Below are 25,924 nucleotides of genomic sequence, written 5' to 3'. Positions count from 1 at the left end.
TCCGTTCACGCGGGCCATTACCGAATGATCCGGCCTGCCAACTGGACGGCCTCTTGATCAACGTCTCTTAATGCTTTGGGTGCGGGAAACCCCACTCGACATGTGCTTCCTTTCGGTTGACCCTAAGGCAACCGATGGGGAGCAATGACATGCGAAAAATGGATTTGATGACCGCCGCGCGTTTGGTCGACAACAGTTATAAGGGGCGTTCGCATTTGCCCCCTATCCGCCTCACGGTGAACGAAGGCCACGTCCAAGCCTATTTGCTGGCCGACAACACGCTGGTCATTCCAGGCAGCAATGAGCTGATCGATTACACGAAATCCAATCTGGTAACGGGCAAAGCCAAAATCGGTTGGGACAAGATGGGCAAGGCCGCAGGCAATGCGATCTGGCACAAGGGATTTGCCAATCATGCCTCAGTAATCGCCAATAAGGTCGGGTCGGGCAAACCGTCATTCATCGTCGGCCACAGCCTCGGCGCGGCAGCGGCACAGATCTTGGGCTGCATCTACGGCGTTCCCGCGATTGGCTTTGCGTCCCCCATGCCCCGTCGCGGACGCGCGCGCCTGACCCACGAAGGTCTTGTCCTGAATGTCGTGCGCAACGACGACACCGTGTGCCACATGCCGCCCAAACATTTCGGGTTTCGCCGTGTTGGCAATACCGAAGTCATGCACCCGCCCGCCAACAACCCCGGCGAGGATCACTCCATGCAAAATTATATCAGCTTGATGGAGGTCGAACGCCGACAGGGCAAAATCGTCAAAAGCTGGCCGCGCTGACTTCAGACCTAAGCGGGCGATCACATCATCGCTGGAACGACCAAGTCCGGCGGGCGGTGACCGTCATCGAAGGTCTTGATATTCAACAAAACCTTCTCGCCCATTTCGACGCGACCTTCGACAGTTGCCGACCCCATATGGGGCAAAAGCACGACGTTCTTTAGTTCGCGCATGCGTGGATTAATGTCGGTGCCGTTCTCATAGACATCCAGTCCGGCCCCCGCGATTTCGCCAGCCCGCAGCATGCGCGTCAGGGCATTTTCGTCGATCACCTCACCGCGGGCGGTGTTCACGATCACCGCATCCGGTTTCATCAGCTTCAGCCGCCGCGCATTCATCAAATGGAACGTCGCAGGCGTATGTGGGCAATTGATCGAGATGATATCCATCCGCGCCACCATCTGATCCAGGCTGTCCCACCATGTGGCATCTAGCTGGTCTTCCACCTCGGGGCGCAGGCGACGGCGGTTGTTGTAGTGAATTTGCATCCCAAAGGCGCGGGCGCGTTTGGCGACAGCTTGGCCAATACGGCCCATCCCCAAAATGCCCAAACGACGCCCCGCAATACGGCCACCCATCAGCGCCGTCGGTGCCCATCCGTCCCAATCACCTGACTGCATCAGCGCCAGTCCTTCAGGGATGCGCCGCGTCACCGCCAAAATCAGCGCCATTGTCATATCCGCTGTATCGTCAGTCACAACACCTGGCGTGTTGGACACCAAAACGCCACGCTGGCGCGCCGTCTGAACGTCAATATGATCAACCCCAGCGCCGTAATTCGCGATGAGTTTCAACCGCTCACCGGCTTGGCCGATCACCTTGGCGTTGATCTCGTCTGTTACGGTCGGGACCAGCACATCACAGGTTTGCATGGCCGCAACCAATTCGGCGGGCGTCATCGGAGTATCGTCCTCACGCAGGGTGACATCGAACAATTCCCGCATCCGCGTTTCGACTGCGTCTGGCAACCGTCGCGTGACGGTAACACTTAGGCGTTTGCTTGGCATGAATTGTTCTCCTTGCTTGCCCGAACGGGCCACTCCTGACAAATTGCCTGCAAAGGTCCGGTGGCACAAGAACCACCATAATAATTCAGACCGACCGAGGGCAGTAAAATGAAGTTAGCACGCATCTTGTGGGTCGCTTTGGCCGTGGCAATCGCCGCACCCGTCGCCGCGCAACAAACTCAAGAGGCCGTCATCACGCCGATCACCGCCGTCCAAGGTGACCGTGGCCCCGTGACCAATTTGCCAATGCCGCGCTATGTTTCCTTGAAAGCCAATGAGGCGAATATTCGACGCGGCCCGTCTCTGTCCCATCGTATCGACTGGGTTTTTCAACGTCGTGACATGCCGCTGCGTGTGGTCGGTGAATATGGCCACTGGCGCCGCGTCGTTGATCGCGAAGGCATGGGCGGCTGGGTTCACTATTCCCTGATCTCCGGCAATCGCACTGTAATCATCGACAGCGACCTGTTGGTGCTGCGCAATCAACCCCTGCCTGATGCGACCGAAGTTGCCATGCTCGAACTCGGCGTAATTGCCGACCTTGGCGAATGCGGCGCCGAATGGTGCCGCCTCAGCGCGGGCGGCTATCGTGGCTGGGCCCCGAAAGCCGCTTTATTTGGTGTCGGCGCGGACGAGCTGCGCGACTAAACCGCCAGCCCCCGTCCTTTCAGCAAAGCCGTTGCATCCGGCATTGAGCCACGGAACTTTTTGTACAGAACCGCCGCGTCTTCCGATCCGCCAGCGGATAGGATGAATTTCTCCAGCTTTTTCGCCATCTTTGGGTCAAACGGGCCGCCATTGTCTTCAAACGCTTGGAACGCATCCGCATCCATCACTTCGGACCACATGTAGCTGTAATAGCCCGATGAATATCCGTCGCCCGCAAATACATGGGCAAAGTGTGGGGTCGCGTGGCGCATGCGGATTGCGCTTGGCATGCCCAAACCCTCAAGAACTTCGGCCTGTTTCTGCATCGGATCGGCAGGGGGCGGACCGTCGTGGAACGCCAGATCAACCATCGCGCTTGCCACATATTCAACCGTGCTAAAGCCCATGTCATAGGTCGCAGCACCGAGCATCCGGTCCAGCAAGTCACGCGGCATCGCTTCACCGGTTTCGGCATGGGTTGCGAATTCTTCCAACACTTCAGGCACTTCAAGCCAGTGTTCATAAAGCTGGCTGGGAAGTTCAACGAAATCACGCGCTACGGACGTGCCCGAAATGCTTTCATAGCTTACGTCAGACAACATCTGATGCAGCGCATGGCCGAATTCATGGAACAACGTGCGCGCATCGTCATAAGACAACAGCGCTGGTTCGCCCGCTGGCGGCTTGGCAAAATTACAGACGTTGATCACATGCGGACGGATATCCCCCGCCAGTTTCTGTTGGCTACGCATGGCAGAACACCACGCCCCTGATCGTTTGGACCCACGGGCAAAGTAATCGCCAATAAATACGGCCATATGTTTGCCGTCGCGGGTTACCTCCCACGCTCGGCAATCCTCATGGTAAAGCGGCGCATCGATGGGCGAGAACTCCAGCCCGAACAAGCGGTTCGAACAGTCGAACGCCGCCTCGATCATGCGATCCAGCTGCAAATAGGGCTTCAGCTCTGCTTCGTTCAAATCATGCTCGGCGGCGCGGCGTTTTTCACTGTAATAACGCCAGTCCCAAGGCTGAAAAGGTGCAGGCTGGCCATCAGCGACCAGCATCTCTTCCAAGATTTTCGCGTCCGCTTCGGCACTTGCCTTTGCTGGCGTCCAAACCTGCATCAACAGATCACGTACCGCATCCGGCGTGCCCGCCATTTCGGTTTCCAGTTTGTAGGTTGCGAAATTCTCATAGCCGAGCAAGTGCGCCCTTTCATGGCGCAGCGCCAAAATCTCGGCGGCAATGGCGCGGTTGTCTGTATCGCCCCCATTCGCGCCGCGTGCTGTCCACGCCTCATAGGCCTTTTCTCGCAAGTCACGACGGTCAGAAAACTGCAAGAACGGCACGATCAAGGACCGCGACAGTGTCACAACAGGCCCGCCCGCATCCTTTTCTTCGCCCGCGGATTTAGCCGCTGCAATCACGAAATCCGGCAGACCGGACGTGTCACCAAGCGCCATGAACCAGCTGCGTTCATCGGCCAAAAGGTTCTGGGTAAACTCGGTACCCAACACGCTAAGCCGTTGATTTACGGCGGCCAATCGATCCGCTTCAGCGCCCTTCAACTGCGCCCCAGAGCGCACAAACCCACGGTGCAACAACATCAACACCCGCTGCTGCTCATCCGTGAGGTCCAGCGTATCGCGCGTGTCCCAGACGGCCTCAATCCGCGCGAACAATTCCGCGTTGGCCGTAATCTCGCTCGAATAAGCAGACAAAAGCGGAGAGAAATCCCGCATCAAAGCTTCGCGCGCGTCATTGCTGTCGGCACCCGCCATTGCAAAGAACGGAGCGAGCGCCTTTTCCAGCGGCGCATCCGCCAGCGCCAAGGCCTCAACCGTGTTTTCAAACGTCGGCTCGGAGCCATCACAAATCGCTGCAATCGAGGCACGTGCCTCAACCAGTGCCTCATCCAAAGCAGGCGCAAAATGCGCATCCTCAATCAGGGCAAACGGGGGCAATTCGAACGGGGTGTCCCACGGGGCACGCAACGGGTTTGTCATGGAAATTCTCCTTTGGACTTAACCTAAGTAGCCAAGCCCTGACCTTCCACCGACAAGTTGATAATTCGCGAAATTTATCCCGACGGCCTAAAGTTGCAGATGTATGTGATCATCGTGACGCGCCGCGCGGCAGCCCTGAAACCGCAGCTTCGGGTCAGCCAGCCCCATTGATTGCCCTAAAGGCGGTTCAACAAATATCTTTGCAACACGCTGATCCGCAGCAAGCAGCCGGATCAACGCTGCGGTGCGTGTCTGGTCAAGGTCATGATCCGCCCAAATCCCCTGCAACCAGCGTAGATCCCAGCGCATGGTGGCCCACGTCGCGGGGCAAGTGTCGTCCACGGCCCCATCGCGCAATGCCTCAAATGCGAAATACCCCAGCGGGCTTCGGGTCGCGGCGGGCAAGTACCCTTTTTCATCCTGATAATAGAACGCCAGATCCAGCTTCTCTCCGTCGTCGTGAGACAGATGCGGCAGCAGTGGAAATCCATCAAAGAACGGAAAACTTCCATCCAGCGCCAAAGTCACCGTGCCTGAATACCCCTCAGCCATGTTCTGCGCCACATCCTGCGCCACATCGGCGAGCTCCGCCGTCACGAAATTGCGCATTAATCCGCAATAAAGCGGCGATTGCATCCGCAGTGGTTCCCCAAAGCAAGGCAACGCGACCCGTCCGACCAACGGAGCCGCGATCTGAACGCCGCCCCAGACCGCAGCGTAGGCCAGAACGAACACCAATAGCTTTCGCCGCGTCGCAAGCGCGACCAAATATGCCAGCCCCCCAACTTGCGTCAGGACCGTCAAAAGCACGAAAACAAAACCGCGTCCTAGCCAGCGCAAATCGGGCACCCTTCTCGTGGCTTCACAGTAATGATGCGGGTCTCGGCGTAGAGCGCGTCATAAATCAGCAACCGCCCGCGCAGCCCCTCGCCTGCGCCCGTGATCGCCTTAACGGCTTCAACCGCCATCATCGCCCCGACAACACCAGGAAGCGGGCCCAACACACCACCTTCGGCACAACTTGGCACTAACGATGGGTCAGGTCGTTCTGGGAAAACACATTGATAACAGGGTGTTCCGTTTTTTGGGTCGTAAAGGCTGATCTGGCCTTCCCACTGGGTCAGCGCCGCCGCGATCAACGGAACACCGGCCTTTGTGCAGACCTCATTCACCAAATACCGCGTGTCAAAGTTGTCTGTTCCGTCCAGCACCAGATCATAGTCGGACACTAAGTCGGTCGCGATATCCTGCGTTAAACGGCGCTGATACGGCTGCACAGTGATGTCTGGGTTAAGCGCCTCAAGCGCACGCTGCGCTGACTGCACCTTGGGCATCCCGATGCGCTCAAATGTATGGATCACTTGGCGTTGCAGGTTGGAATTATCGACCTCATCGTCGTCAATCACACCGATTGTACCAACGCCAGCCGCCGCCAAATACTGCAAAGCGGGCGCGCCCAAACCACCTGCACCAACCACCAAGACACGCGCGTCTTTTAGCGCCTTCTGCCCAGCACCACCGATTTCGCGCAACACGATATGTCGCGCATACCGCTGAAGTTCAGCATCACTAAATGGCCCGACCTGAGGCTCAACCTCGACCGCTTTACCCTCAGACCGCAGCGCCTTACGGCGCAGCCGTGACAGCAAAAAACCATATCCATACACGACAAAAAAGCCAATAATAAGAGAAATCCACAGCGCAGCGCCGCCGCCCGTCGCCTCCCTTATCGGGTGGCCGTCCGGCAAAGTCAGCTGCATCACGATCACCGCCGCCAACAGCACCCCGACCAACGCAGCCCGCACGACGCGTGGCACGTTCAGCGCCCAACCACCGGCCCAGATCACCGCCGCCAAGGCCAACACAAGCATCATCGCGTCAACCCGTCCCCGTCGATCCGAACCCGCCAGATCCACGAACTGTATCGTCCAAACTGGCGACCTCAAAACGGGCCTGCACCACAGGCGCGACCACCAGCTGAGCGATTCGCATTCCATGGGTGACCTCAAACGGCTCCGATCCGCCATTCTGCACGATGACCCCCAATGGCCCGCGATAGTCACTGTCGATCGTTCCTGGGCTGTTTGGCAATGTAATCCCGTGCTTCAGAGCAAGCCCAGACCGTGGCCGAACCTGCACTTCAAACCCGCTTGGAATTGCGATGCGCAGCCCGGTCGGGATCAATAGCCGTGCGCCCGCATCTAGCGTAACCCCTTGGCCACCCTCAAAATTTGCTCGCACGTCTGCCCCTGCCGCGCCTGCAGTCGCATAGACAGGCAAGCCAAGGCTCTGGTCCGCGCCCTCCAGCCATTCAATCCGGATCGCGACCATCAGCTCAAAGCCTCGGCAATCTTTTCCGCCAGCTTTTGAGACACTTGATCCTTGCCCATTCGCGGCCAATCTTCGGCTCCGTCTGCGGTAATCAGGGTCACGTCGTTTTCTGATCCGCCCATGATACCCGTCACGGGGGAAACGTCATTGGCAACGATCCAATCGCACCCTTTCCGCTTACGTTTGGCGGTCGCGTTCTCGATCACATTTTGTGTTTCGGCAGCAAAACCGACAACCAATTTCGGGCGCGTCGCCGAAGCACAAAACTGAGCCAGAATGTCTGGGTTTTCCGCAAACTCCAGCACAGGCAGCCCGTTGCCGTCTTTCTTAATCTTTTCGTCTGACGCGCTGGCCACCCGCCAATCCGCAACGGCAGCGGCAAAAATGCCTGCATCAACGTCCTTCGCGCTTTCAACTGCGGCCAGCATCTCAGCCGCCGTTTCGACCGCGACCAAATCCACCCCCATCGGAGCCGGCACATCCGCTGGTCCGCTGACAAACGTCACCCGCGCCCCAAGCGCCAAAAGTGCGCGTGCAATCGCAGCCCCCTGCGCCCCCGAAGACCTGTTTGCGATGTAGCGCACGGGGTCAATCGGCTCATGGGTCGGGCCAGACGTCACCAGAATATGCTTGCCTTTAAGCGGGCCATCATTCACCGCCGCTTCGATCGCGCCAACAATCTCCATCGGTTCGGCCATGCGGCCAAAACCAAATTCACCACAGGCCATATCGCCCTCATTGGGTCCTGACGTCAAAATACCATCCCCCAGCAAAGTCGACAAATTGCGCTGCGTCGCAGGATGATCCCACATCCGAACGTTCATCGAGGGCGCAATCAACACTCGTTTGTCCGTCGCCATCAGCAACGTCGACGCCAGATCATTGGCCAACCCAGCCGCCATCTTGCCCATCAGGTCCGCCGTCGCAGGGGCAACCACAACCAGATCGGCAGCGCGACTTAGCTCGATATGGCCCATCTCGGCCTCATCGTTGAGATCGAACAAATCCTGATAGACTTTCTCACCCGCCAGCGCTGACACGCTAAGCGGAGTCACAAATTCTGCCGCTGCCTTCGTCAAAACAGGAGTCACCACATGGCCGCGTTCACGCAGACGACGGATCAAATCCAGTGATTTGAACGCCGCAATCCCGCCGCCAATGATAAGCAATATTTTCTTGCCGTGCGTGTCAGCCATATGCCTGCCCTTCAATTTACGGGCAAAGATTAGGCTCTGGGTCTCAAAAGAACCAGCAGAAACGAAGGGTTAGACGTGCGGCTTGCAACGCTCTCCTAACCGGACAACACTTTGCTTTTTCGCCTGTTCTGGTTAGCTGTGTCCAAAGCTGAGACCGAATGAAAGCATTGCCTGTGTCCTTACCCGATATCACACTTGTCCTAGGGGGTGCCGCGTCTGGTAAATCAGGCTTTGCGGAAAGCCTGTGTTTTCAAGCGGGTAAGCCGAAAACCTACATCGCCACGGCACAGGCTTTTGACGATGAAATGCGGGACAAGATTAAGACCCACCGCCTGCAACGGGGGGAAAATTGGTTAACAATCGAGGCCCACCTCGATTTAGGGCCTGCGCTTTCCGAACGGACGCCAGACGAAATCGTGCTCCTAGATTGTGCCACCCTTTGGCTGTCGAATGTCCTCTTGGCCGATCAAGATCTCGACACTGCCATGACGGCGCTGATGACAGCCCTCACCGCCTGCCACGCCCAAATCGTCGTGGTCTCAAACGAGGTCGGTAACGGCATCGTGCCAGACAACGCGCTCTCGCGGCAGTTCCGAAATGCGCAAGGGCGGCTCAACCAACGGCTCGCCGCACAAGCGGGGTTGGTGGTGCAGGTGATCGCCGGGCTGCCTCAAGTTCTGAAGGGAACATTACCGTGACGGTCATCTTTTGGGTTCGCCACGCGCCCACCCATGCGCGTAGTTTTGTCGGCCATCGTGACATACCCGCCGACCTGAGCGACACCGCCCAAATCAAGCGACTGACCGCTGCCCTGCCTCAGAATGCCTTACTCGTGTCCTCCGACCTGAGCCGCTCAATCGACACCGCGACCGCACTTGAAAACGGGCGCACCCGATTGCCCCACCGCGCTGGATTGCGCGAATTCGATTTCGGAGATTGGGACGGAATGCACTTTAGTGACGTTGCCGAAAAATGGCCTGACCTGTCGCGCGCCTATTGGGAAACACCTGGTGATATTGCTCCGCCGAATGGTGAAAGCTGGAATGCTGCGGCCGATCGCGTCACCCAAGACATACACTCCGTCATTGCAGAGCACCCGCGCCGCGACATCATCGCCGTCGCCCATTTCGGGGCCATCTTATCCCAAGTACAACGCGCCGCCGGCATCACACCTTTTCGCACCCTGTCTCACCGGATCGACAACTATTCGATCACCGAAATACAGATGCGCCCGACGGCTGGCGTTGCCCGCATAAATCACGTCCCGTGACGCCAAAGCACACAAATTGCAATTTGATCGGTCATTGCAAATCTGACAGACTACCATCATGACCTATAACCTTTTGATCGGACAACGTTTATATTCAAGTTGGTCGCTGCGCGGCTGGCTTCCATTTGCGGTCCACGATATTCCTGTCACCGTGCACGACACGTTACTTTATGGCGATTCCTTCTATGATGATGTCGCAAAATTCGGCGGCAACCGGACCGTTCCAACGGTCAGGACACCGGAAGGCGGCATCTGGGCAGATAGTCTATCGATCTGCTGGGGTTTGGCAGATGCCTTCCCTGACCGCGGACTTTTGCCAACCGATCCAATTGCTCGCGCACAAGCCCAGAGTTTGATCGCGGAAATGCACAGCGGGTTTACGGCCCTACGCGGAGATTGCCCGATGAATCTCGCAACGGGGTGGCTTGGCTTCGTCCCCAGCGAGGCTGTCAAAGCAGACCTTTCGCGGATCGATGCGGTCTGGAGCTCGGCACTCAACGCGTCCAGCGGTCCATTTCTATTTGGCGAATACGGACTCGTGGATGCCTTTTTTGCTCCTGTTGCGATCCGCATCGCCGGCTATGATCTGCCCGTCTCGGAAACTGCCAAGGCCTATGTCACGGCCCAACTGTCCCACCCTGCTGTGCAGCAATGGCGCAAAGATGGACTTATGTTGGATACCGAGCTGCCCCAATACGATATGGCACTGGAACGCTGCGCTTTTCCGTTTCCCTAATTCGCGACGTTAACCATTCTTAAACGCCTCACCTGTCAAACCGTTAACCAAGGTTAAGGAGACGGTAAACATGGTGGCACGTGCCTATACGGTCGCGTTTGAAGGCGTGGATGCGCGGCTGGTCGAAGTGCAATGCGCTACGTCCCCCGGCATGCCCGCATTTTCTATCGTCGGACTGCCCGACAAAGCCGTGAGCGAGGCCCGCGACCGCGTACGCGCGGCCCTTTCGGCCCTGTCGATCGCCCTGCCGAGCAAGAAAATCACCATCAACCTGTCGCCCGCCGACCTGCCCAAAGAAGGCTCCCATTTCGATCTGCCCATCGCACTGGCCCTGCTCGCCGCCTTGGATGTCATCCCCCACGACAAAGTATCCGAAACCGTCGCCTTAGGAGAGCTGTCGCTCGACGGAACCTTGGTCCCCGTATTGGGCGCCTTGCCCGCCGCGATGACAGCCGCAACCGAAGACAAAGCTCTATTTTGCCCCCGCAGCTGCGGCCCCGAAGCCGCTTGGGTGGACGCCGCCGCCGTCTACGCGCCGCGTTCTTTGGCCGAAGCAGTGCGACATTTCACAGGACAATCCCCCCTCTCCCCAGCAGAACCGGGCGAAGTTTTGCCAAACTCTGGCCCGCGTAATTTCACTGACGTTAAGGGACAAGAAAAAGCCAAACGCGCCTTGGAAATCGCAGCGACTGGCCGTCATCATGTGTTGATGGTCGGCACGCCAGGGTCGGGAAAATCCATGCTCGCCGCGCGGCTGGCCAGTATTTTGCCCCCCCTCAGCCCTGCCGAGGCATTGGAAACCTCAATGGTGCATTCTCTTGCAGGGTTGCTGAGTGAAGGCGGCATCAACCGCGCGCGTCCGTTTCGCGAACCCCATCATACGGCCTCAATGGCGGCGATTGTTGGCGGTGGGCGCGGCGCCAAGCCGGGGGAAATCTCGTTGGCGCACAACGGCGTGTTGTTCATGGACGAGTTTCCAGAATACCCCCGCGCCGTTCTCGAGACCCTGCGCCAACCCATCGAATCCGGCGAAGTCGTCGTCGCGCGTGCGAATGCCCACGTCAAATACCCCTGTCGCTTCATGCTGATCGCTGCCGCAAACCCCTGTAAATGCGGGTATTTACCGGACCCGAACCGCGCCTGCGCCCGCGTCCCGATTTGCGGCGAAGAATACATGTCGCGCATTTCCGGCCCCCTGATGGACCGTTTCGATCTGCGGATAGAAGTGCCGCCCGTGGCGCTCTCGGACCTCGACCTGGCCCAAACAGGCGATCCGTCCGAGGTCATCGCGGCGCGCGTCTCCGCCGGTCGCTCCGTGCAGACTGCGCGGTTCGCGGGGACGGCCATGCGGGTCAATGCCGACCTCGAAGGCAGTGCATTAGAAGAGGTCGCGACGCCTGACGCCGAAGGCAAAGACCTGCTTTTGAAAGTCGCCGACCGCTTTGGCCTTAGCGCGCGCGGCTACCACCGCGTTTTGCGCGTGGCGCGTACGATTGCTGATCTGGACGGAGCCGCAGACGTGCGAAAACCCCATGTAGCCGAAGCTGTAGGCTATCGTTTGGCGCTCTCAAAAGAGGTCTGAATGAACGCCGCCGCCTTGCGCATCGCCGCATTGGCTTCGGGTAGGCGGCCGTCAAATATCTGCCAGACATGGGGCACACTTGGCCAGACCTCCAGGGTTGCGCCCGTTAACGCTGCTAACCTTTCTGAATCGCTCAGTAATACCTCTTCCGCACCCACTTGAATCAAGACAGGGGGCGGGTTCGGATAATCGGCAAACACCGGACTTGCACGGATATCGCGGGGATTCTCTCCATCAAGATAGAGATCGACAGCCTCTTGAATTCGGCCAACCGGAATCAACGGATCGACCTTGGCATTCGTGGTGATCGTCTCGCCCGACAGCGTCAGATCGCCCCAAGGTGAAAACGCCGCGACACCAGCGGGGCGCTGTCCGCGAGCCAAAAGCCGCGCCAACAAGCCAAATACCAGATTGCCGCCCGCACTATCCCCTGCGATGACGATTTGATGCGGTTGCCACTCCTGCTCTATCAAATAGTCCCACGCCGCCAGAACCGCCTCGGGCGCCGCTGGAAAAGGCGCCTTCTGCAATTTTGGATAATCCGCCAGATACACCACTGCTCTTGTGCGTTTCGCCAAACGGCCTGCAAGTGCCAGGTAACTGCGCCGCGATCCGGTCACAAATGCACCGCCATGAAGGTAAAGAATGGCGCGATCTTGTTCGGGTTCTCCGACTGTTACCTTCAAACAAGGACCAACATCCTGCGAGGCCAACCCTTTAGGTTTACGAAACAAAAAGGGCGCCGCACGCTCGAAGTCTCGGTTCGCCCGTTCCGGCGTTCCAGTTCGACGCAACTTCGGCTTGACCAGCCAGCGCATCCCGAACTTCAGCACGCGCAGGCGCCGCGACGGGGTCATGGGAGTTTGGCCTCAATCGCCTCCCAGATCTTTTCCGCAATGTTTACGCCGTCAAATCGTTCAAGTTCTTGAATGCCGGTTGGCGAGGTTACGTTGATCTCGGTCAGGTAGTCGCCAATCACGTCGATCCCGACAAAGACTTGGCCCTTTTCGCGCAACAACGGCCCGATGCGAGCACAAATCTCAAGGTCACGCTCCGTCAGCCCAACCTTCTCGGGGCGTCCACCAACATGCATATTGGATCGCGTCTCACCCTTGGCTGGAACACGGTTAATCGCACCAACGGGTTCCCCATCTACAAGGATCACCCGCTTGTCACCCGCGCTTACGTCAGGCAAAAACTTCTGCATAATCAAGGGTTCGCGGTTAATACCACTGAACAGCTCATGCAGCGACGCGAGGTTGCTATCCTGTTCAGTCAACTTGAACACACCCGCACCGCCATTGCCGTAAAGCGGCTTTAGGATCACCTCTTTGTGGCGAGCGCGAAAGGCTTTGAGCGTATCAAGATCACGCGCAATCGCGGTTGGCGGGGTCAAATCAGGAAAATCCAACACAAGCAGCTTTTCCGGGTAATTGCGGACCCAAAACGGGTCATTCACCACCAAAGTATCAGGATGTACGCGATCCAGAATATGCGTCGTTGTGATATAGCCCATGTCGAACGGCGGATCTTGGCGCAACCATATTACATCAAGTTCGGACAAGTCCTGTTCGCGCATCTCGCCCACGTCAAAATGATTGCCCACCTCACGGCGCACGACCAAGTCCTGCCCCCGCGCCATGACGCGACCTTCTTGGTAACTAAGTTGATCAGGCGTATAGTAAAATAAAGAATGCCCACGAGCTTGGGCTTCTTCAGCCAAACGAAACGAGCTGTCCGCGTTGATATCGATCGCATCGATCGGATCCATCTGAAAGGCAATTTTGAGGGGGGGCATAAGGCGTTCTCCGTAAAGTTACCCTAACACATGAACGTCGCCTTTCGGAATCGCAATGGGATCATGCATCCATGAACGCATTTTCGATCACATCTACATGACCCTGCCCATCGACCAACGCCACATCAAAGCGCACGTCGGTCAATTGCCCGCGCGGTTGCGTTGCAAGAAATTCAGACCCCGCTCCAAAAATCCGGTCCATTTGGCGGCGCGTCAAACGAGCCGCGGCCTGTGCGTGACTGCGGCTTTTCTTTACTTCGATAAAGATAATGCCGTCATCGTCTTGCACAACCAAATCAATCTCACCGGCTGACCCACGCCAACGTTTTGCCAGAACCGGATAACCCGCGCGCGTATACCGTTGTGCAACAATATCTTCGGCAGCGAGGCCCGCATGATAGGATGTCGCGCCGCGCTGCTGGTTTGCCTGCATCATGTTTCGTCATCTTTCATCGACAATGCCAATTGATAAACATCTCGCCGCGCCATTCCTGTGGCCCCTGCCACAGCAGTGGCAGCATCTTTGATTCTCATCGTCTTCAGCGCCGTTTTAAGGGCTTCCGCCACATCATCTTCACTTAGTTGCGCGGTACCGCCGCGTTCAATCAAAACGACGACTTCACCCTTCAGATTGCGACCTTCAAGTTCACCAATCAGGTCCTCCGCTGATCCGCGCAGCACTTCCTCAAACTTTTTCGTCAACTCCCGACAGATCACCACCTGCCGTTCGCCTCCTAGGGTTTGAACCAAATCACCTAATAAACCACTAACGCGGCGCGGTGATTCATACAGCACCAACGTAGCCTGGACATCACGCAGCTTTTCCAAAGCAGTGCAGCGCGCTGTGGTTGTGTTTGGTAAAAAGCCGACAAAGTAAAAGGCGTCGCTCGGTAATCCGGACACCGTAAGCGCTGTCAAAACAGCCGATGCGCCGGGTGCAGCGGTCAATGGTAGGTCTGCGTCGCGGAATGCGGCGGTCAATTTGTAGCCCGGATCGGCAACCAATGGCGTACCGGCTTCTGAAACATAGGCAACAGATTTACCGTCCTTCACGGCCCCCATAATCCGGTCGCGAACCTTTTGATCAGAGTGATCATGATAGGCCACCATCGGCCGATCACCGATACTAATCCCGTGAATTTCCATCAACTTACGCGCTGTCCGCGTATCCTCTGCGGCGATAACATCAGCGCTGGCGAGGATATCCAAAGTGCGCAGGGTGACGTCCCTCGCATTGCCGATCGGAACTGCACACAGGTAAAGACCTGCCGACAGGGGAATAATGCGATGATTCATACCTAGACCCTCCGCGAGAGGGCCTTATGATGTGCCCCAAGATGTCGCAGGACACACCTGCAACCAGAAAGAAGTGAGATAATCCATGTTTGCCCGTTTGCCCAGCCTACCCACACCTTTGCGCGCCATGGACCCCCGCAAAATTGCCGCGCGAGTCTTTGCGCTGACGTCACTGGCGTTTTTGGCGGCGTGTGATCTCGCTCTTCCAAGTGCTGGTGGCAACTCTGGCCAGCAGATCGACCCAAACGCCCCCGTTCAAGTCGCACTTCTGGTGCCAGGCGGCACCGGCTCTGCCGAAGCCAGCGCAATTGCGGCCAGCCTTGAAAACGCGGCGCGCATGGCGATTGCCGACCTCAACGGGGTCGCGATTGATCTGCGCGTCTACAACACCGCACGCGATCCAGGCCAAGCCAGCCAAATGGCGGCGACTGCTGTTGCTGATGGTGCAAAAATCATCCTCGGCCCGCTTGATGCGACCAGCGCCAATGCAGTGGGCGTCACCGTAGGCCCTGCCAACGTTAATGTTTTGGCATTTTCCAACAACTCAGCCATCGCCGGCGGCAACGTCTTTGTTTTGGGCAACACATTCGGCAATATCTCTGACCGTTTGGTCAGCTACGCCGGAAGCCAAGGCATGAACCAATTCATGATCGTTCACCAAGATGACCTTGCGGGCGCAGTTGGCCGCGATGCAATTGCGACTTCTATCAACAGTGCAGGCGCAAACTTGGTCGCAGTCGAATCCTACCCGTTTAGCCAAGAAGGCATCTTTGCCCGTGCGCCTTCCATTGCGAGTGCAGCCAACAGCAACGGCACACAAGCTATTTTTGTCACCGACAATGTTGCAGGTGGTCTGCCGATCCTTGCGACATCGCTTGATGATCAAGGCCTGACACCGACATCCACACCTTTGGTCGGCATCACACGTTGGGACGCTGCCCCCCAAAGCGCAACACTTCCGGGTTTGCAGGGCGGTATCTTTGCGATGGCCGACGCTGGCCGCGAAGCCGCCTTCCGCAACCGTTATGAAAGCACATACGGCGCAGCCCCGCACCCACTGGCGAGCATTGCATATGATGGCATCGCAGCCATCGGTGCGTTGGCAGCGACTGGCGACCGTGATGCTTTGACCGTCGGTTCACTGACCCGTTCGTCCGGTTTTGCGGGTGCGACTGGCGCTTTCCGTCTACGTCCTGACGGCAGCAACCAGCGTGCATTGGCTGTGGCGCGCATCTTGAACAACCAAGTGTCTATCGTTGATCCTGCCCCATTGGCGTTCGGCCGTGGTGGATCTTGATTTAACGGGCGCCGTTGCACACGACACTGCGGCGCCTTACGACCTTATCTGTCCTGCTGTTGAAATTCTTGACCGCGCAATTTTGTATCGCGACCTTGTGGCAGCACTTGATGCGGCCGGATCTGAGGGCGCACAGAAACGGGCCGCCATCGTTCCGGTCCTGAAAGACGCGCTTGCGGCTGGACAGGACACCATTGCAGACGCTTTTTCTAAGTCACCTTTTACCGCGGGCCCGACCACGCGAGCCTATGCGTGGCTGACAGATTGTATCGTCATCGAAGTGTTCACGCTCGCCAAATCACACCTGCACCCCAACCCCATCCCAACCGACGGCGAGCGTCTGGCGTTGATTGCAGTTGGCGGGTCTGGTCGTGGCGAAATGGCTCCGCATTCTGACGTGGATTTGCTGTTTCTTGCGCCGTACAAACTGACCCCATGGGCCGAAAGCCTGATCGAAAGCATGCTCTACGTGCTGTGGGATTTGCGCCTGAAAGTTGGCCACGCCAGCCGCACCGTCAAAGACTGCCTGCGCCTTGCACGCGAAGATTACACCATCCGCACCAGCCTCGTGGAAGAGCGGTATTTGGCTGGTGACGAAAGCTTGGCCCAAGAGCTGACGGAACGACTGCGCAACGAGCTGTTCTCCCAGACGATCCCTGATTTCATCGAAGCCAAACTCGAAGAACGCGAAGAGCGGCACCGCAAGCAAGGCGGCCAGCGTTACATGGTCGAGCCCAATGTCAAAGAGGGCAAAGGCGGGCTGCGTGATCTGCAGTCGCTGTATTGGATCGGCAAGTACATCTATGGCGCCAAGAACGCTTCCGAGCTGGTTGAGCACAAGGTCTTTACGCAAGATGAATATGAAGAGTTCAAAGCCGCCCATGAGTTTTTGTGGGCCGTGCGTTGTCATCTCCATTTGATCTCAGGCCGCGCCGCCGACCAGCTGACATTTGACATGCAAGTCGAGGTCGCCGAGCGCATGGGATACACCGACAAAGGTGGACGCCGTGCGGTGGAACACTTCATGCAAGACTACTTTCGCCACGCGACCAACGTTGGTGATTTGACGCGCATCTTCCTAACCGCCCAAGAAGCAGCCCACCTTAAAGCCGAACCGATGTTGCAGCGCCTGTTTGGCCGCAGCAAAAAGGCCAAAGCGCCTTATGCGATCAAACAGAACCGTCTGACCGTTGAAAAACCGAACGCCTTTCTGGAAGACCCGCTTAACCTGTTGCGGATCTTTGAAGAAGCCTTGCGCACAGGGACGTTGATCCACCCCGAAGCCATGCGTTTGATCAAGTCGAACCTGCATTTAATCGACGACACCATGCGCAACAACAAAGAAGCGCGTCGCATTTTCCTTGATCTGATGTTGAAACACGGCAATCCCGAACGGGCGCTGCGTCGCATGAACGAACTTGGCGTGCTGGGGGCGTTTATCCCTGAATTCGAAGCTATCGTCGCAATGATGCAGTTCAACATGTATCACCACTACACTGTGGACGAGCATACGATTCAAGTCATCAGCCATCTGGCGCAAATCGAACGCGCTGAACTTGACGAAGAACTGCCTGTGTCGGCTTCCATCATCAAAGACGGCATCAACCGCAAAGTTCTTTATGTAGCGTTGCTTCTGCATGACATCGGCAAAGGCCGTGATGAGGATCACTCGATCCTTGGTGCAAAGATTGTCCGCAAGGTTGCCCCACGGCTTGGTCTCTCCAAGAAGGAATGCGAAACCGTTGAATGGTTGGTGCGATATCACTTGCTGATGTCGGACATGGCGCAGAAACGCGACATCGCCGATCCGCGCACAGTGCGTGATTTTGCTAAGGCAGTAAAAACTGTTGAGCGGCTTGATCTGCTGTGTGTTCTGACGGTGTGTGACATTCGTGGCGTTGGCCCGAACACGTGGAACAATTGGAAAGCCGTTCTGATACGGGCGCTTTATCGCCAGACCCGTTATGCGCTCGAAAACGGTATGGAAGCCCTGAACCGCGAAGAGCGCGGCACCGAGGCCCGCAAGAACCTGCGCGCCGCCTTGCTTGAGCAAGACGGGTACGATTGGGATGACAAATCCATCCGCAAAGAGATTGCGCGCCACTACCCGCCGTATTGGCAGGGTTTGCATGTAACAGCGCACGTCGATTTCGCGGGGCTGCTGCGCGGGATTGGAAACGATGAGGTCCGCATCGACCTCACACCGGATGACGACCGTGATGCGACGCGTGTGTGTTTCGCCATGGCCGATCATCCGGGTATCTTTAGCCGTATGTGTGGCGCGTTGTCCCTTGTGGGGGCGAACGTGGTGGATGCACGGACGTTCACGTCCAAAGACGGCTTTGCAACGGCTGCGTTCTGGATTCAGGACAGCGATGGCCACCCCTATGAGGAATCCCGCCTGCCGCGTCTGCGCACCATGATCGAAAAGACCCTGCACGGGGATGTCATCGCGGGGACGGCCTTGGCCGATAAGGACAAGTTCAAAAAACGTGAGAAAGCGTTCCGTGTTCAGACCTCGATCACCTTCGACAACGATGGGTCCGAGATTTACACCATCATCGAAGTCGATACCCGCGATCGCCCCGGTCTGTTGTTTGACCTGACCCGCACGCTCGCGGCGGCCAACATTTATATCGCAAGCGCGGTCATCGCGACTTATGGCGAACAGGTGGTGGACACCTTCTATGTGAAGGACATGTTCGGACTAAAATTCAACGCCGAGCACAAGCAGCAGGCCTTGGAGCGCCGCCTCCGCGAGGCCATTGATCAGGGAACGAAACGGGCGCGGGCCTAGCTGCACAAGTTCTCCATAGAGTTCAGGGGCCCTTTTCATTAGAAGGACGGCAACAAGAATGAACCGAGCAGTGACCCCGTGAAACCTATCCGCCTTATCTCCGGCTTTTTGACCGTTGGTGTCTGGACGCTGCTGAGCCGCGTCTTGGGCTTTGTACGTGACATCCTGATTGCAGGTTTCTTGGGCGCAGGCCCCGTCGCAGAGGCATTCCTGATCGCCTTTGCGCTGCCCAATATGTTCCGCCGTTTCTTTGCCGAAGGCGCGTTCAACATGGCCTTTGTGCCTATGTTTTCAAAGAAGCTGGAAAAAGGCGAAGATGCCGCCAGTTTTGCGCGCGACGCTTTTGCGGGACTTGCGACGATTCTGATCGTACTGACTGTATTGGCCCATATCTTCATGCCCTATTTGGTCTTGATGATGGCCAGCGGGTTTGCCGTGGACGAACGGCTGGAACTGGCTGTCTATTTGGGGCGGATCACCTTTGTTTACATACTGTTCATTTCCTTGGCGGCACTGACGTCAGGCGTGTTGAACGCGTCGGGTAGGTTTGCAGCCGCGGCCGCTGCGCCAGTGTTGCTGAATATCATCTTGATTGGCGCCGTGTGGATCGGCGCTCAAGGGTGCAAATGTACACCCGGCGAGGAACAATTCTGGATTGGTATTCACCTTGCATGGGGCGTGGCGGTTGCTGGTGTCGCGCAATTGGCGCTGGTCTGGTGGGCTGCGCATCGCGCTGGGTTCACGCTAACACCGCGCCTGCCCCGCCTGACACCCGAAATCAAACAGCTGGCGATCATCGCGGCCCCTGCCATGCTTGCGGGCGGCGTGGTGCAGATTAACCTGCTGGTCGGCCGCCAAGTGGCGAGTTTTTATGACGGTGCAATCGCGTGGCTGTCCTATGCGGACCGTTTGTATCAACTGCCGTTGGGCGTGGTCGCGATCGCGCTGGGCGTTGTGCTGTTGCCGGACCTCAGCCGACGCCTTGCTGCTGGCGACGAGGCCGGAGGGCGCGATGCGTTTAACCGTGCGTCTGAACTGGCGCTGGCCCTGACAATCCCTGCTGCCATCGCCTTGATCGTCATCCCGCTGCCGCTGGTCAGCGTGCTGTTTGAACGCGGCGCTTTTGACAGTGACGATGCAGCCGCCACTGCCCTTGCGGTGTCTGTGTATGGCGCGGGCCTTCCGGCGTTTGTATTGCAGAAATCCTTGCAGCCGTTGTTCTTTGCGCGCGAAGACACCAAACGCCCGTTCTATTTTGCTGCCGTTGCGATGGTTGTGAATGCAGTCGTCGCAATCGGGCTGTCGTTCTACATCGGATTTATCGCGGCAGCGGTCGCGACAACTTTGGCCGGTTGGGTCATGGTTTGGCTACTGTGGCGTGGCAGCCGCGATATGGGCGACGCTGCGCGGTTTGATCGTCGCTTCAAGACTCGCATCTGGCGGATCGTTCTTGCGTCCGTCTTGATGGGGGCTGTGCTGATTGTTACCGTTCTACTGGTCGGACCCGCACTGGGCATGCCCGGCGTGCGCTACGCAGCACTCGCGTTTGTGGTGATCTTAGGTATCGTCAGCTATTTCGGGTTTGGCCAACTTCTAGGCGCGTTCCGGATGGCAGAGTTCAAGGCCGCAATGCGACGCGGCTAAACGCCCGCCCAAAGCAGCTCAATCCGCAATCCACCCGGTTCTGCGAACATCATATGTTGGCGCGGGCCTGCGCCCATGGGTTCGGGCATGAATTCGACCACCACATCAGGATGGGCTGACAACGTCGCGGCGAGCGTCGTGAGCGTGGCCTGATCCGCTACTTCGAGTGCGAGGTGATGCAGCCCAAGGGCCGTCTTGCGATCAAACGGAACAGGATCGTCGATTTGCACCTGCCAGAGGGTCAATCGCAAATTGCCGTCTGTCACGGTCGTGCGCGGGTAGCTGTCATCGCGGGCGGTGACCTCCCATCCGAGCACATCGGCAAAGAAATCCGTCGTCGCGTTGAGATCGCGCACGGTTAGGCCGAGGTGATTAAGTCCTGAAGTGAAAGCCATATCAGTTACCTTTTGCGCATACGATTGACGAAGGCCCGCCAGCCCCCCGGGGCAAGAACAGGCGCCACAAAAAGCCCTACAATAAAGCCAGCAACTTCGGCGATCCATGTCGGTGATGATCCAAAGATCATGGAATAGACCAGCAAAAGGCCCAGCAGGACAGCGATCAGTTGGAACGCCTTCAGTTGGTTTTCGCCCATCTGTCCAAGGGTCAGCCACATCAAATAGGTATAAGCACCGATCAGCCCGTAGACGCCCGGATAGGCACCGATGAGTTGCGTGTTTTCCCATGCCAAGACCCCGTAGGCCGCCGCGCCAAAGATGGTGCTGACGAAAAACAGGATCAGGAAAGCTAGGGGGCGGAACACCTCGCCCACAAATTTGCCCAGCGCCAAAAGCAGAACGCAAGCCCACAGCGCGTGGGTAAAGCCGCCATGCACAAACGGGTAGGTCACGAAGCGTTTGAAATAATCGAACGATCCACGCCCGCGTTCAAAGATTTGCGTCATCAGCTCTGGATAGAATTGCAACTCACCGAAAACGGCTGCGCGCCAACCCACCCCTTGTGCGCCGCCGACCAATCCGTTTGCGGCGGCGGTCAACGTCAGTTCGACACCCGCGATCACCAAGACCAACAGCAACGGAACCCACGGCACCGAATTGAACGGGTTTTCTTCGCGGTACTCGGATTCTGAGTGGTCTGTGTCGTGCATCTGGTCGCTCACTCCGGTTGACGATGTTCAGGGGCATGGGTAAGCGAGGGGAACTGATAAATCTAGGCTTAGGATCGATCCATGACCGATAGCACATTCACCCCGCGCGTCTTTTCCGGCATCAAACCGTCTGGCGGCTTGACGCTTGGCAACTATCTGGGCGCGATCAAACGCTGGGTCGATATGCAAGATGGCGAGACCGAGACGATCTATTGCGCCGTTGATCTGCATGCGATCACTGTTTGGCAGGATCCGGCGGGCCTAAAGGCTGGCACACGCGAAATCGCGGCCGGTATGTTGGCCAGTGGCATCGACCCTGAAAAGTCGATCCTATTCAATCAATCCCAAGTGCCAGAGCACACGCAGCTTGCGTGGATTTTCAACTGCGTTGCGCGTCTGGGTTGGATGAACCGGATGACCCAGTTCAAAGACAAAGCTGGCAAGAACGCCGAGAAAGCGTCGCTTGGTTTATATGCTTACCCGTCACTCATGGCGGCTGACATTCTATTGTATCACGCGACTCATGTGCCTGTTGGCGAAGACCAAAAGCAGCATGTCGAACTAACGCGCGACATCGCCAACAAATTCAACAATGATTTCGGCGTGGATTTCTTTCCGGTGACGGAACCTGTGATCGAAGGCCCCGGAACGCGCGTGATGAACCTGCGCGACGGCACCAAGAAGATGTCCAAGTCTGGCGAAAGCGACATGGAACGCATCAATATGCTCGATGATGCCGACACCATCGCTAAAAAATTCAAGAAGGCGAAGACGGACCCTGACGGTATTCCTGAAACGTTTGACGGCCTGAACGGACGCCCCGAGGCGAAGAACCTTGTCGATATTTACTCTGGGTTGGCGGACATTTCGGCAGAAGCTGTTGTTGCTGAGTACGCTGGCGCGGGCTGGGGTAAATTCAAGCCGGCATTGGCCGATTTGGCTGTGGCAAAACTGGCCCCGATTTCAGACGAGATGAAACGCTTGATGGATGATCCAGCCGAGATTGATCGCAAGCTGGCGCGCGGTGCAGAGCGCGCGCGCGAAATTGCGACACCGATCTTGGACAAGACCTACGATATTGTCGGGTTGCTCCGCTAAACGTTTGATCCGGCTTGGGCCCGCTTTAATGTAGCTGTGCAAATCTGCAGAGCTTCTGCGCGGAAACGGGACTACTGTTAACTTGCACACGCAACTAGCTTGGATGGTGAAAGGACTTCACCATGACCATACCTTTACCCAATCAAACCCCGCTCGTCGGGCACATCCACTTGAAAGTTGCTGACCTTGAACGTTCGATCGCGTTCTATGCGGGCTTGTTGGGGTTTGAAGTGACGCAGCGCTATGGCGACGGGGCTGCGTTTCTTGGTGCGGGCGGCTATCACCACCATATCGGGCTGAACACATGGGAAAGCGCGGGGGCTACGCCTCCGCCCGCAGGGCATACCGGCCTGTACCACAGCGCATTTCTTTACCCGTCCCGCGCGCGCCTAGGCCAAGCCATTGACCGCATCATGGACGCTGGCGTTTCTTTAGAAGGTGCTGCTGACCACGGAGTAAGCGAAGCTGTCTATCTCCGTGACCCCGATGGAAATGGTGTTGAACTTTATGTAGACCGTGACGCCGCCGATTACCCCCGCGATGAAGACGGCACACTCGCGATGAATAATAGCCGTCTGGATGTGGCGGCGTTGATCGCCGAGGGCAAGACCGCAAGCGAGCTGTCATGAAACTGATTCAGAATCGCCCCAAAGATTGATCTGTGCGGTGCAGCTTGGTCCGCCTGACAACTTCACTGCCGCCCTGCCCCTCAGGGCCCATTATGTCGGCGTGTCCCTGCTGACATTTCCATCTTCGCCCGATCCGCCCCCAGCGGTTCGGGCGTTTTTCGCTGTGAGGTGTTGGAGCGTGTTTGGCGCGGTGCTAGGTTCGCCGTCTGAGGTGAGCGCGAAATGACGACAATCAAACACCCTGATACAACAGATCAGTTTGCACAGGCGCGAGGTGGGCTGTGATCCAGCGCGTACTGACCTTTCTAAGCCTTGGGCTTCGGCTGTTGCCTTTCGGGCTGACGCTGGTCTGCGTGCTTTGGATGGTGAAGCAATCTCCGTTTGCCGCGCCGCTGGTGGAGCGCACTTCAGACCAGATCGAAGCCCGCCTCACCCGCGCGATGGCGCGTGATGTGGATTTGGCGTGGCTTTTGCCGCGGGTGCAGGACGCGATCATCCAAGAAGACCTGATCCAGATGGATGTGTTGGTCGGCTTGGCAAATGACCACGGCGTCGTACTGCCGAGAACGATGGTCGAAGACATGATCGGGATCGACGCAGCAACACACGGGCTGTTTGCACGCGGAATTCGATGTGGTGCCTGCGCTGTTGATATCACGGGTTGCGATAGTTTGGCGCAGATCGGGGCCTGTGCCTTGCCGTTTGAATTGACGCCGGCGGGGGATGTAAACGCCTTGCGCCGTGCGGGTGTGGACTATGTGGCCGGTGAAACCATTGACCGGCTCGATGTTGGGCTTGCGCTGGTTGGGCTTGGCGCGACGGGGGCAGTGATTGCAACGGGCGGCAGCAGTTACACAATTAAAGCAGGCACATCGGTTTTGCGCATGGCGCGGCGGTTGGGCACGTTAAGCCCCGCGTTGAGTGCGCGGCTGACAGGATTGATGGGCGACGCTGTGAAATGGGATCGACTGGGTGATTTGGCAGCCTTGCGCATTGGCCCTGCGGATATGGTGAACAGTGCCAAACTGGGTGAGCTGACTGAAATCGGCGGATCACTGCGCCGTGTCGCTGATAATACATCCGTCGCAGAAGCCGTTTCGTTGGTCCGACATGTCGATAACGCACAAGAGGCCGCCCAGTTGGCACGCGTCACGGACGCGTTAGGGCCAAAGACCCGCGGCGCATTTGAGGTTTTGGGCAAGTCTCGCGTCCTGCGGGCGACTGCGCGGCTTAGCGATCTGGCGCTTGGTGCTGGCGTGGCAATCTATGCTTTAGTGATGCAGATCTTGGTATTTGGCGCACAACAATGTGGCAATATTTGCCTGCGCAGTGTCGGGCGGGCAGCGGGCGGACGGCGCGCCTAAGTCACATAGAGATTGCACGACGCCCATTCGTCCTGCAAAGTTAGCGGACTTTAGGGAGTCTCACATGCGCAAGTTCCTCGTGATCTTAGATGACAGCCGTGAATGTTTGAACGCCATGCGGTTTGCCGCAATGCGTGCGGCAAAAACAGGCGGTGGTGTCGAAGTGCTGTCGATCATTCCACCAGATGAGTTCAATCACTGGATTGGCGTGGGCGAAGTGATGCGTGCGGAAACTCGCGAACGCATTGAGGTTCATTTCGAAGTCTTCGCCAAATGGATGCGCGACAAACAGGGTGTCGACCCTGAATTGGTCATCCGCGAAGGCGTCCCCGTCAAAGAAATCATGGCGCAGATCGCCGAAGACCCCGAAGTCGGTGTTTTGGTCCTTGGGGCTGCGACTGGTAAGAAGGGCCCGGGCCCTCTGATCTCTGCTTTGACGAAACAGGCGGGCGAATTGCCGATCCCGATGACCATTGTCCCCGGCGAGATGTCAAAAGAGCGGCTTCAGGCGATTACCTGAGTCGCGACTCGACGCACAACCAGACACCACATTCAGATTTAGTCCGTATTTCACCCGTCTGTCGGGCCCTATTCTGTTGTTTTATCGTTAGATTTCTCACCGCAGCGCGAGATGTGTGAAATATTTCCACCTCACGTTTTTGCGTTACCCTAGTCACCGTGAACGTTTGAAAGAAACAACTGTGCGTTCCTGCACAGTCATCTCAGGCGCTCTGTGCGCCCACGGCCTTTGGGCCCCTATTGCGGTCATTTTCTGGATTACAAGGGGCGAGACACCACACGAAATGCTCAGTTTTTCGTGAACAGTGGCGGGGTTTTCGAACGCCGTTTTTGGCCCCAGTTTCATCTCATCGAAACGCAGAACAACACTGCAACGACAGAAATCAAACCGCCGAACGTACAACATATACGAACGGCAAATCACTCAGCCCAAACGGGCACAGAAAGGAAACAAAATGTTCAAATCCGTATCCCTCGCTCTCGCAGCAATCGCAGCTTCCGCAACTATCGCTTCCGCTGACGGTAACTACCTGACCAACTTCGCGCCATCCACGGACCGCGACACTGAAATCCAGCTTGGCTTGGTTGTTGCTGAAGCCCCCGGCGTTGTTGAAATCTACTCCTACACAAACGGCCAGACTGGCGCATTGCTCGGCATGGAAGCTGTACACGCTGGCGGCAACGCTGACGTAGAAGTCGAAGTGACACCGGCTTATGGCGACGCGATCGCTGTTCTGAAAGTTGGTGGTCAGGTTGTGGACTCCGAAGTTCTGAACTTCGACATGTTCAACTAAGCCCTTATCCACACAC

The 25,924-nt window shown here is 57.3% G+C and carries 26 protein-coding genes; 14 read left to right on the top strand and 12 right to left on the bottom strand.

Annotated features, from left to right (window positions below; translation table 11 throughout):
- Positions 1 to 149: 149 nt before the first annotated feature.
- The gene (locus tag KO486_RS01315; RefSeq protein WP_216035423.1) at positions 150 to 785 is read left to right on the top strand and encodes a hypothetical protein; all 636 of its coding nucleotides are present in this window, start codon (positions 150 to 152) and stop codon (positions 783 to 785) included.
- Between the two features lie 20 nt (positions 786 to 805).
- On the opposite strand, the gene KO486_RS01310 is transcribed toward KO486_RS01315, so the two are convergent.
- A complete protein-coding gene (locus KO486_RS01310; RefSeq protein WP_216035422.1) occupies positions 806 to 1,792 on the bottom strand; it encodes a D-glycerate dehydrogenase in 987 nt (328 codons plus the stop codon).
- Between the two features lie 108 nt (positions 1,793 to 1,900).
- Between KO486_RS01310 and KO486_RS01305 the strand changes: the two genes are divergently transcribed.
- Positions 1,901 to 2,440, top strand: a complete 540-nt coding sequence (locus tag KO486_RS01305; protein WP_216035421.1) for an SH3 domain-containing protein — start codon at positions 1,901 to 1,903, stop codon at positions 2,438 to 2,440.
- On the opposite strand, the gene KO486_RS01300 is transcribed toward KO486_RS01305, so the two are convergent.
- From KO486_RS01300 to coaBC, 5 genes are all read right to left on the bottom strand, one after another.
- On the bottom strand, positions 2,437 to 4,449 hold the full coding sequence (locus tag KO486_RS01300; protein ID WP_216035420.1) for a M3 family metallopeptidase: 2,013 nt from the start codon (positions 4,447 to 4,449) through the stop codon (positions 2,437 to 2,439). The genes KO486_RS01305 and KO486_RS01300 overlap by 4 nt on opposite strands.
- An 87-nt stretch (positions 4,450 to 4,536) precedes the next feature.
- Complete coding sequence (locus KO486_RS01295; RefSeq protein WP_303435612.1) at positions 4,537 to 5,298, bottom strand: hypothetical protein; 762 nt, start codon at positions 5,296 to 5,298, stop codon at positions 4,537 to 4,539.
- Complete coding sequence (moeB, locus tag KO486_RS01290) at positions 5,277 to 6,323, bottom strand: molybdopterin-synthase adenylyltransferase MoeB (RefSeq protein WP_216035418.1); 1,047 nt, start codon at positions 6,321 to 6,323, stop codon at positions 5,277 to 5,279. Before moeB ends, KO486_RS01295 begins: the two co-directional genes overlap by 22 nt.
- Positions 6,324 to 6,327: 4 nt before the next feature.
- Positions 6,328 to 6,780, bottom strand: coding sequence for a dUTP diphosphatase (dut, locus tag KO486_RS01285; RefSeq protein ID WP_216035417.1), 453 nt, complete (start codon positions 6,778 to 6,780; stop codon positions 6,328 to 6,330).
- Positions 6,780 to 7,976 carry a bifunctional phosphopantothenoylcysteine decarboxylase/phosphopantothenate--cysteine ligase CoaBC gene (gene coaBC / locus KO486_RS01280; protein WP_216035416.1) on the bottom strand — a complete coding sequence of 399 codons (1,197 nt, stop codon included), beginning with the start codon at positions 7,974 to 7,976 and terminating at the stop codon, positions 6,780 to 6,782. Before coaBC ends, dut begins: the two co-directional genes overlap by 1 nt.
- Positions 7,977 to 8,134: 158 nt before the next feature.
- Here coaBC and cobU point away from each other — a divergent pair, with 158 nt between their 5' ends.
- The 4 genes from cobU (at position 8,135) to KO486_RS01260 (ending at position 11,564) form a co-directional block, all read left to right on the top strand.
- A complete protein-coding gene (cobU, locus tag KO486_RS01275; protein WP_216035415.1) occupies positions 8,135 to 8,674 on the top strand; it encodes a bifunctional adenosylcobinamide kinase/adenosylcobinamide-phosphate guanylyltransferase in 540 nt (179 codons plus the stop codon).
- A complete protein-coding gene (locus KO486_RS01270; protein ID WP_216035414.1) occupies positions 8,671 to 9,246 on the top strand; it encodes a histidine phosphatase family protein in 576 nt (191 codons plus the stop codon). Before cobU ends, KO486_RS01270 begins: the two co-directional genes overlap by 4 nt.
- A 58-nt stretch (positions 9,247 to 9,304) precedes the next feature.
- Positions 9,305 to 9,982, top strand: a complete 678-nt coding sequence (locus KO486_RS01265; RefSeq protein ID WP_216035413.1) for a glutathione S-transferase — start codon at positions 9,305 to 9,307, stop codon at positions 9,980 to 9,982.
- Between the two features lie 70 nt (positions 9,983 to 10,052).
- Positions 10,053 to 11,564, top strand: coding sequence for a YifB family Mg chelatase-like AAA ATPase (locus tag KO486_RS01260; RefSeq protein WP_216035412.1), 1,512 nt, complete (start codon positions 10,053 to 10,055; stop codon positions 11,562 to 11,564).
- Here KO486_RS01260 and KO486_RS01255 read toward each other — a convergent pair.
- The 4 genes from KO486_RS01255 to rsmI all read right to left on the bottom strand — a co-directional run bounded on the left by KO486_RS01255 (position 11,534) and on the right by rsmI (position 14,658).
- Positions 11,534 to 12,382, bottom strand: coding sequence for an alpha/beta hydrolase (locus KO486_RS01255; RefSeq protein ID WP_216035411.1), 849 nt, complete (start codon positions 12,380 to 12,382; stop codon positions 11,534 to 11,536). The genes KO486_RS01260 and KO486_RS01255 overlap by 31 nt on opposite strands.
- A 35-nt stretch (positions 12,383 to 12,417) precedes the next feature.
- Positions 12,418 to 13,362 carry a glutathione synthase gene (gshB, locus tag KO486_RS01250; RefSeq protein ID WP_216035410.1) on the bottom strand — a complete coding sequence of 315 codons (945 nt, stop codon included), beginning with the start codon at positions 13,360 to 13,362 and terminating at the stop codon, positions 12,418 to 12,420.
- 61 nt (positions 13,363 to 13,423) lie between these two features.
- Positions 13,424 to 13,795, bottom strand: coding sequence for a YraN family protein (locus KO486_RS01245; protein WP_216035635.1), 372 nt, complete (start codon positions 13,793 to 13,795; stop codon positions 13,424 to 13,426).
- Positions 13,795 to 14,658, bottom strand: a complete 864-nt coding sequence (rsmI, locus tag KO486_RS01240) for a 16S rRNA (cytidine(1402)-2'-O)-methyltransferase (RefSeq protein WP_216035409.1) — start codon at positions 14,656 to 14,658, stop codon at positions 13,795 to 13,797. Before rsmI ends, KO486_RS01245 begins: the two co-directional genes overlap by 1 nt.
- A gap of 127 nt (positions 14,659 to 14,785) precedes the next feature.
- On the opposite strand from rsmI, the gene KO486_RS01235 reads away from it, so the two are divergent.
- The 3 genes from KO486_RS01235 (at position 14,786) to murJ (ending at position 20,396) form a co-directional block, all read left to right on the top strand.
- Positions 14,786 to 15,955, top strand: coding sequence for a penicillin-binding protein activator (locus KO486_RS01235; protein WP_252734446.1), 1,170 nt, complete (start codon positions 14,786 to 14,788; stop codon positions 15,953 to 15,955).
- Positions 15,942 to 18,752, top strand: a complete 2,811-nt coding sequence (locus tag KO486_RS01230; protein WP_303435611.1) for a [protein-PII] uridylyltransferase — start codon at positions 15,942 to 15,944, stop codon at positions 18,750 to 18,752. The genes KO486_RS01235 and KO486_RS01230 overlap by 14 nt, the downstream gene beginning before the upstream one ends.
- A 78-nt stretch (positions 18,753 to 18,830) precedes the next feature.
- Complete coding sequence (gene murJ, locus KO486_RS01225; protein ID WP_216035406.1) at positions 18,831 to 20,396, top strand: murein biosynthesis integral membrane protein MurJ; 1,566 nt, start codon at positions 18,831 to 18,833, stop codon at positions 20,394 to 20,396.
- Here the strand turns inward: murJ and KO486_RS01220 are convergent.
- On the bottom strand, positions 20,393 to 20,791 hold the full coding sequence (locus tag KO486_RS01220; protein ID WP_216035405.1) for a VOC family protein: 399 nt from the start codon (positions 20,789 to 20,791) through the stop codon (positions 20,393 to 20,395). The two genes, murJ and KO486_RS01220, sit on opposite strands and share 4 nt — an antisense overlap.
- 5 nt (positions 20,792 to 20,796) lie before the next feature.
- Positions 20,797 to 21,504, bottom strand: coding sequence for a rhomboid family intramembrane serine protease (locus KO486_RS01215; RefSeq protein ID WP_216035404.1), 708 nt, complete (start codon positions 21,502 to 21,504; stop codon positions 20,797 to 20,799).
- An 81-nt stretch (positions 21,505 to 21,585) separates the two neighbouring features.
- On the opposite strand from KO486_RS01215, the gene trpS reads away from it, so the two are divergent.
- The 5 genes from trpS to KO486_RS01190 all read left to right on the top strand — a co-directional run bounded on the left by trpS (position 21,586) and on the right by KO486_RS01190 (position 25,908).
- Entirely contained in the window at positions 21,586 to 22,602 is a 1,017-nt protein-coding gene (trpS, locus tag KO486_RS01210) for a tryptophan--tRNA ligase (RefSeq protein ID WP_216035403.1), read from the top strand.
- Between the two features lie 122 nt (positions 22,603 to 22,724).
- Positions 22,725 to 23,231, top strand: coding sequence for a VOC family protein (locus tag KO486_RS01205; protein ID WP_216035402.1), 507 nt, complete (start codon positions 22,725 to 22,727; stop codon positions 23,229 to 23,231).
- A gap of 281 nt (positions 23,232 to 23,512) precedes the next feature.
- On the top strand, positions 23,513 to 24,595 hold the full coding sequence (locus KO486_RS01200; protein ID WP_216035401.1) for a hypothetical protein: 1,083 nt from the start codon (positions 23,513 to 23,515) through the stop codon (positions 24,593 to 24,595).
- A 64-nt stretch (positions 24,596 to 24,659) separates the two neighbouring features.
- Positions 24,660 to 25,115 carry a universal stress protein gene (locus tag KO486_RS01195; RefSeq protein ID WP_216035400.1) on the top strand — a complete coding sequence of 152 codons (456 nt, stop codon included), beginning with the start codon at positions 24,660 to 24,662 and terminating at the stop codon, positions 25,113 to 25,115.
- A gap of 454 nt (positions 25,116 to 25,569) precedes the next feature.
- Positions 25,570 to 25,908 (top strand): hypothetical protein, encoded by a 339-nt coding sequence (locus tag KO486_RS01190; RefSeq protein ID WP_216035399.1) that lies wholly within the window; start codon positions 25,570 to 25,572, stop codon positions 25,906 to 25,908.
- Positions 25,909 to 25,924 lie beyond the last annotated feature (16 nt).

The sequence above is a fragment of the Octadecabacter sp. B2R22 genome, assembly GCF_018861045.1.
In the GTDB taxonomy this organism is placed as follows: Bacteria; Pseudomonadota; Alphaproteobacteria; order Rhodobacterales; family Rhodobacteraceae; genus Octadecabacter.
The sequence above is the reverse complement of the archived record's forward strand: the minus strand, read 5'-3'. Positions and strand labels throughout refer to the sequence as shown.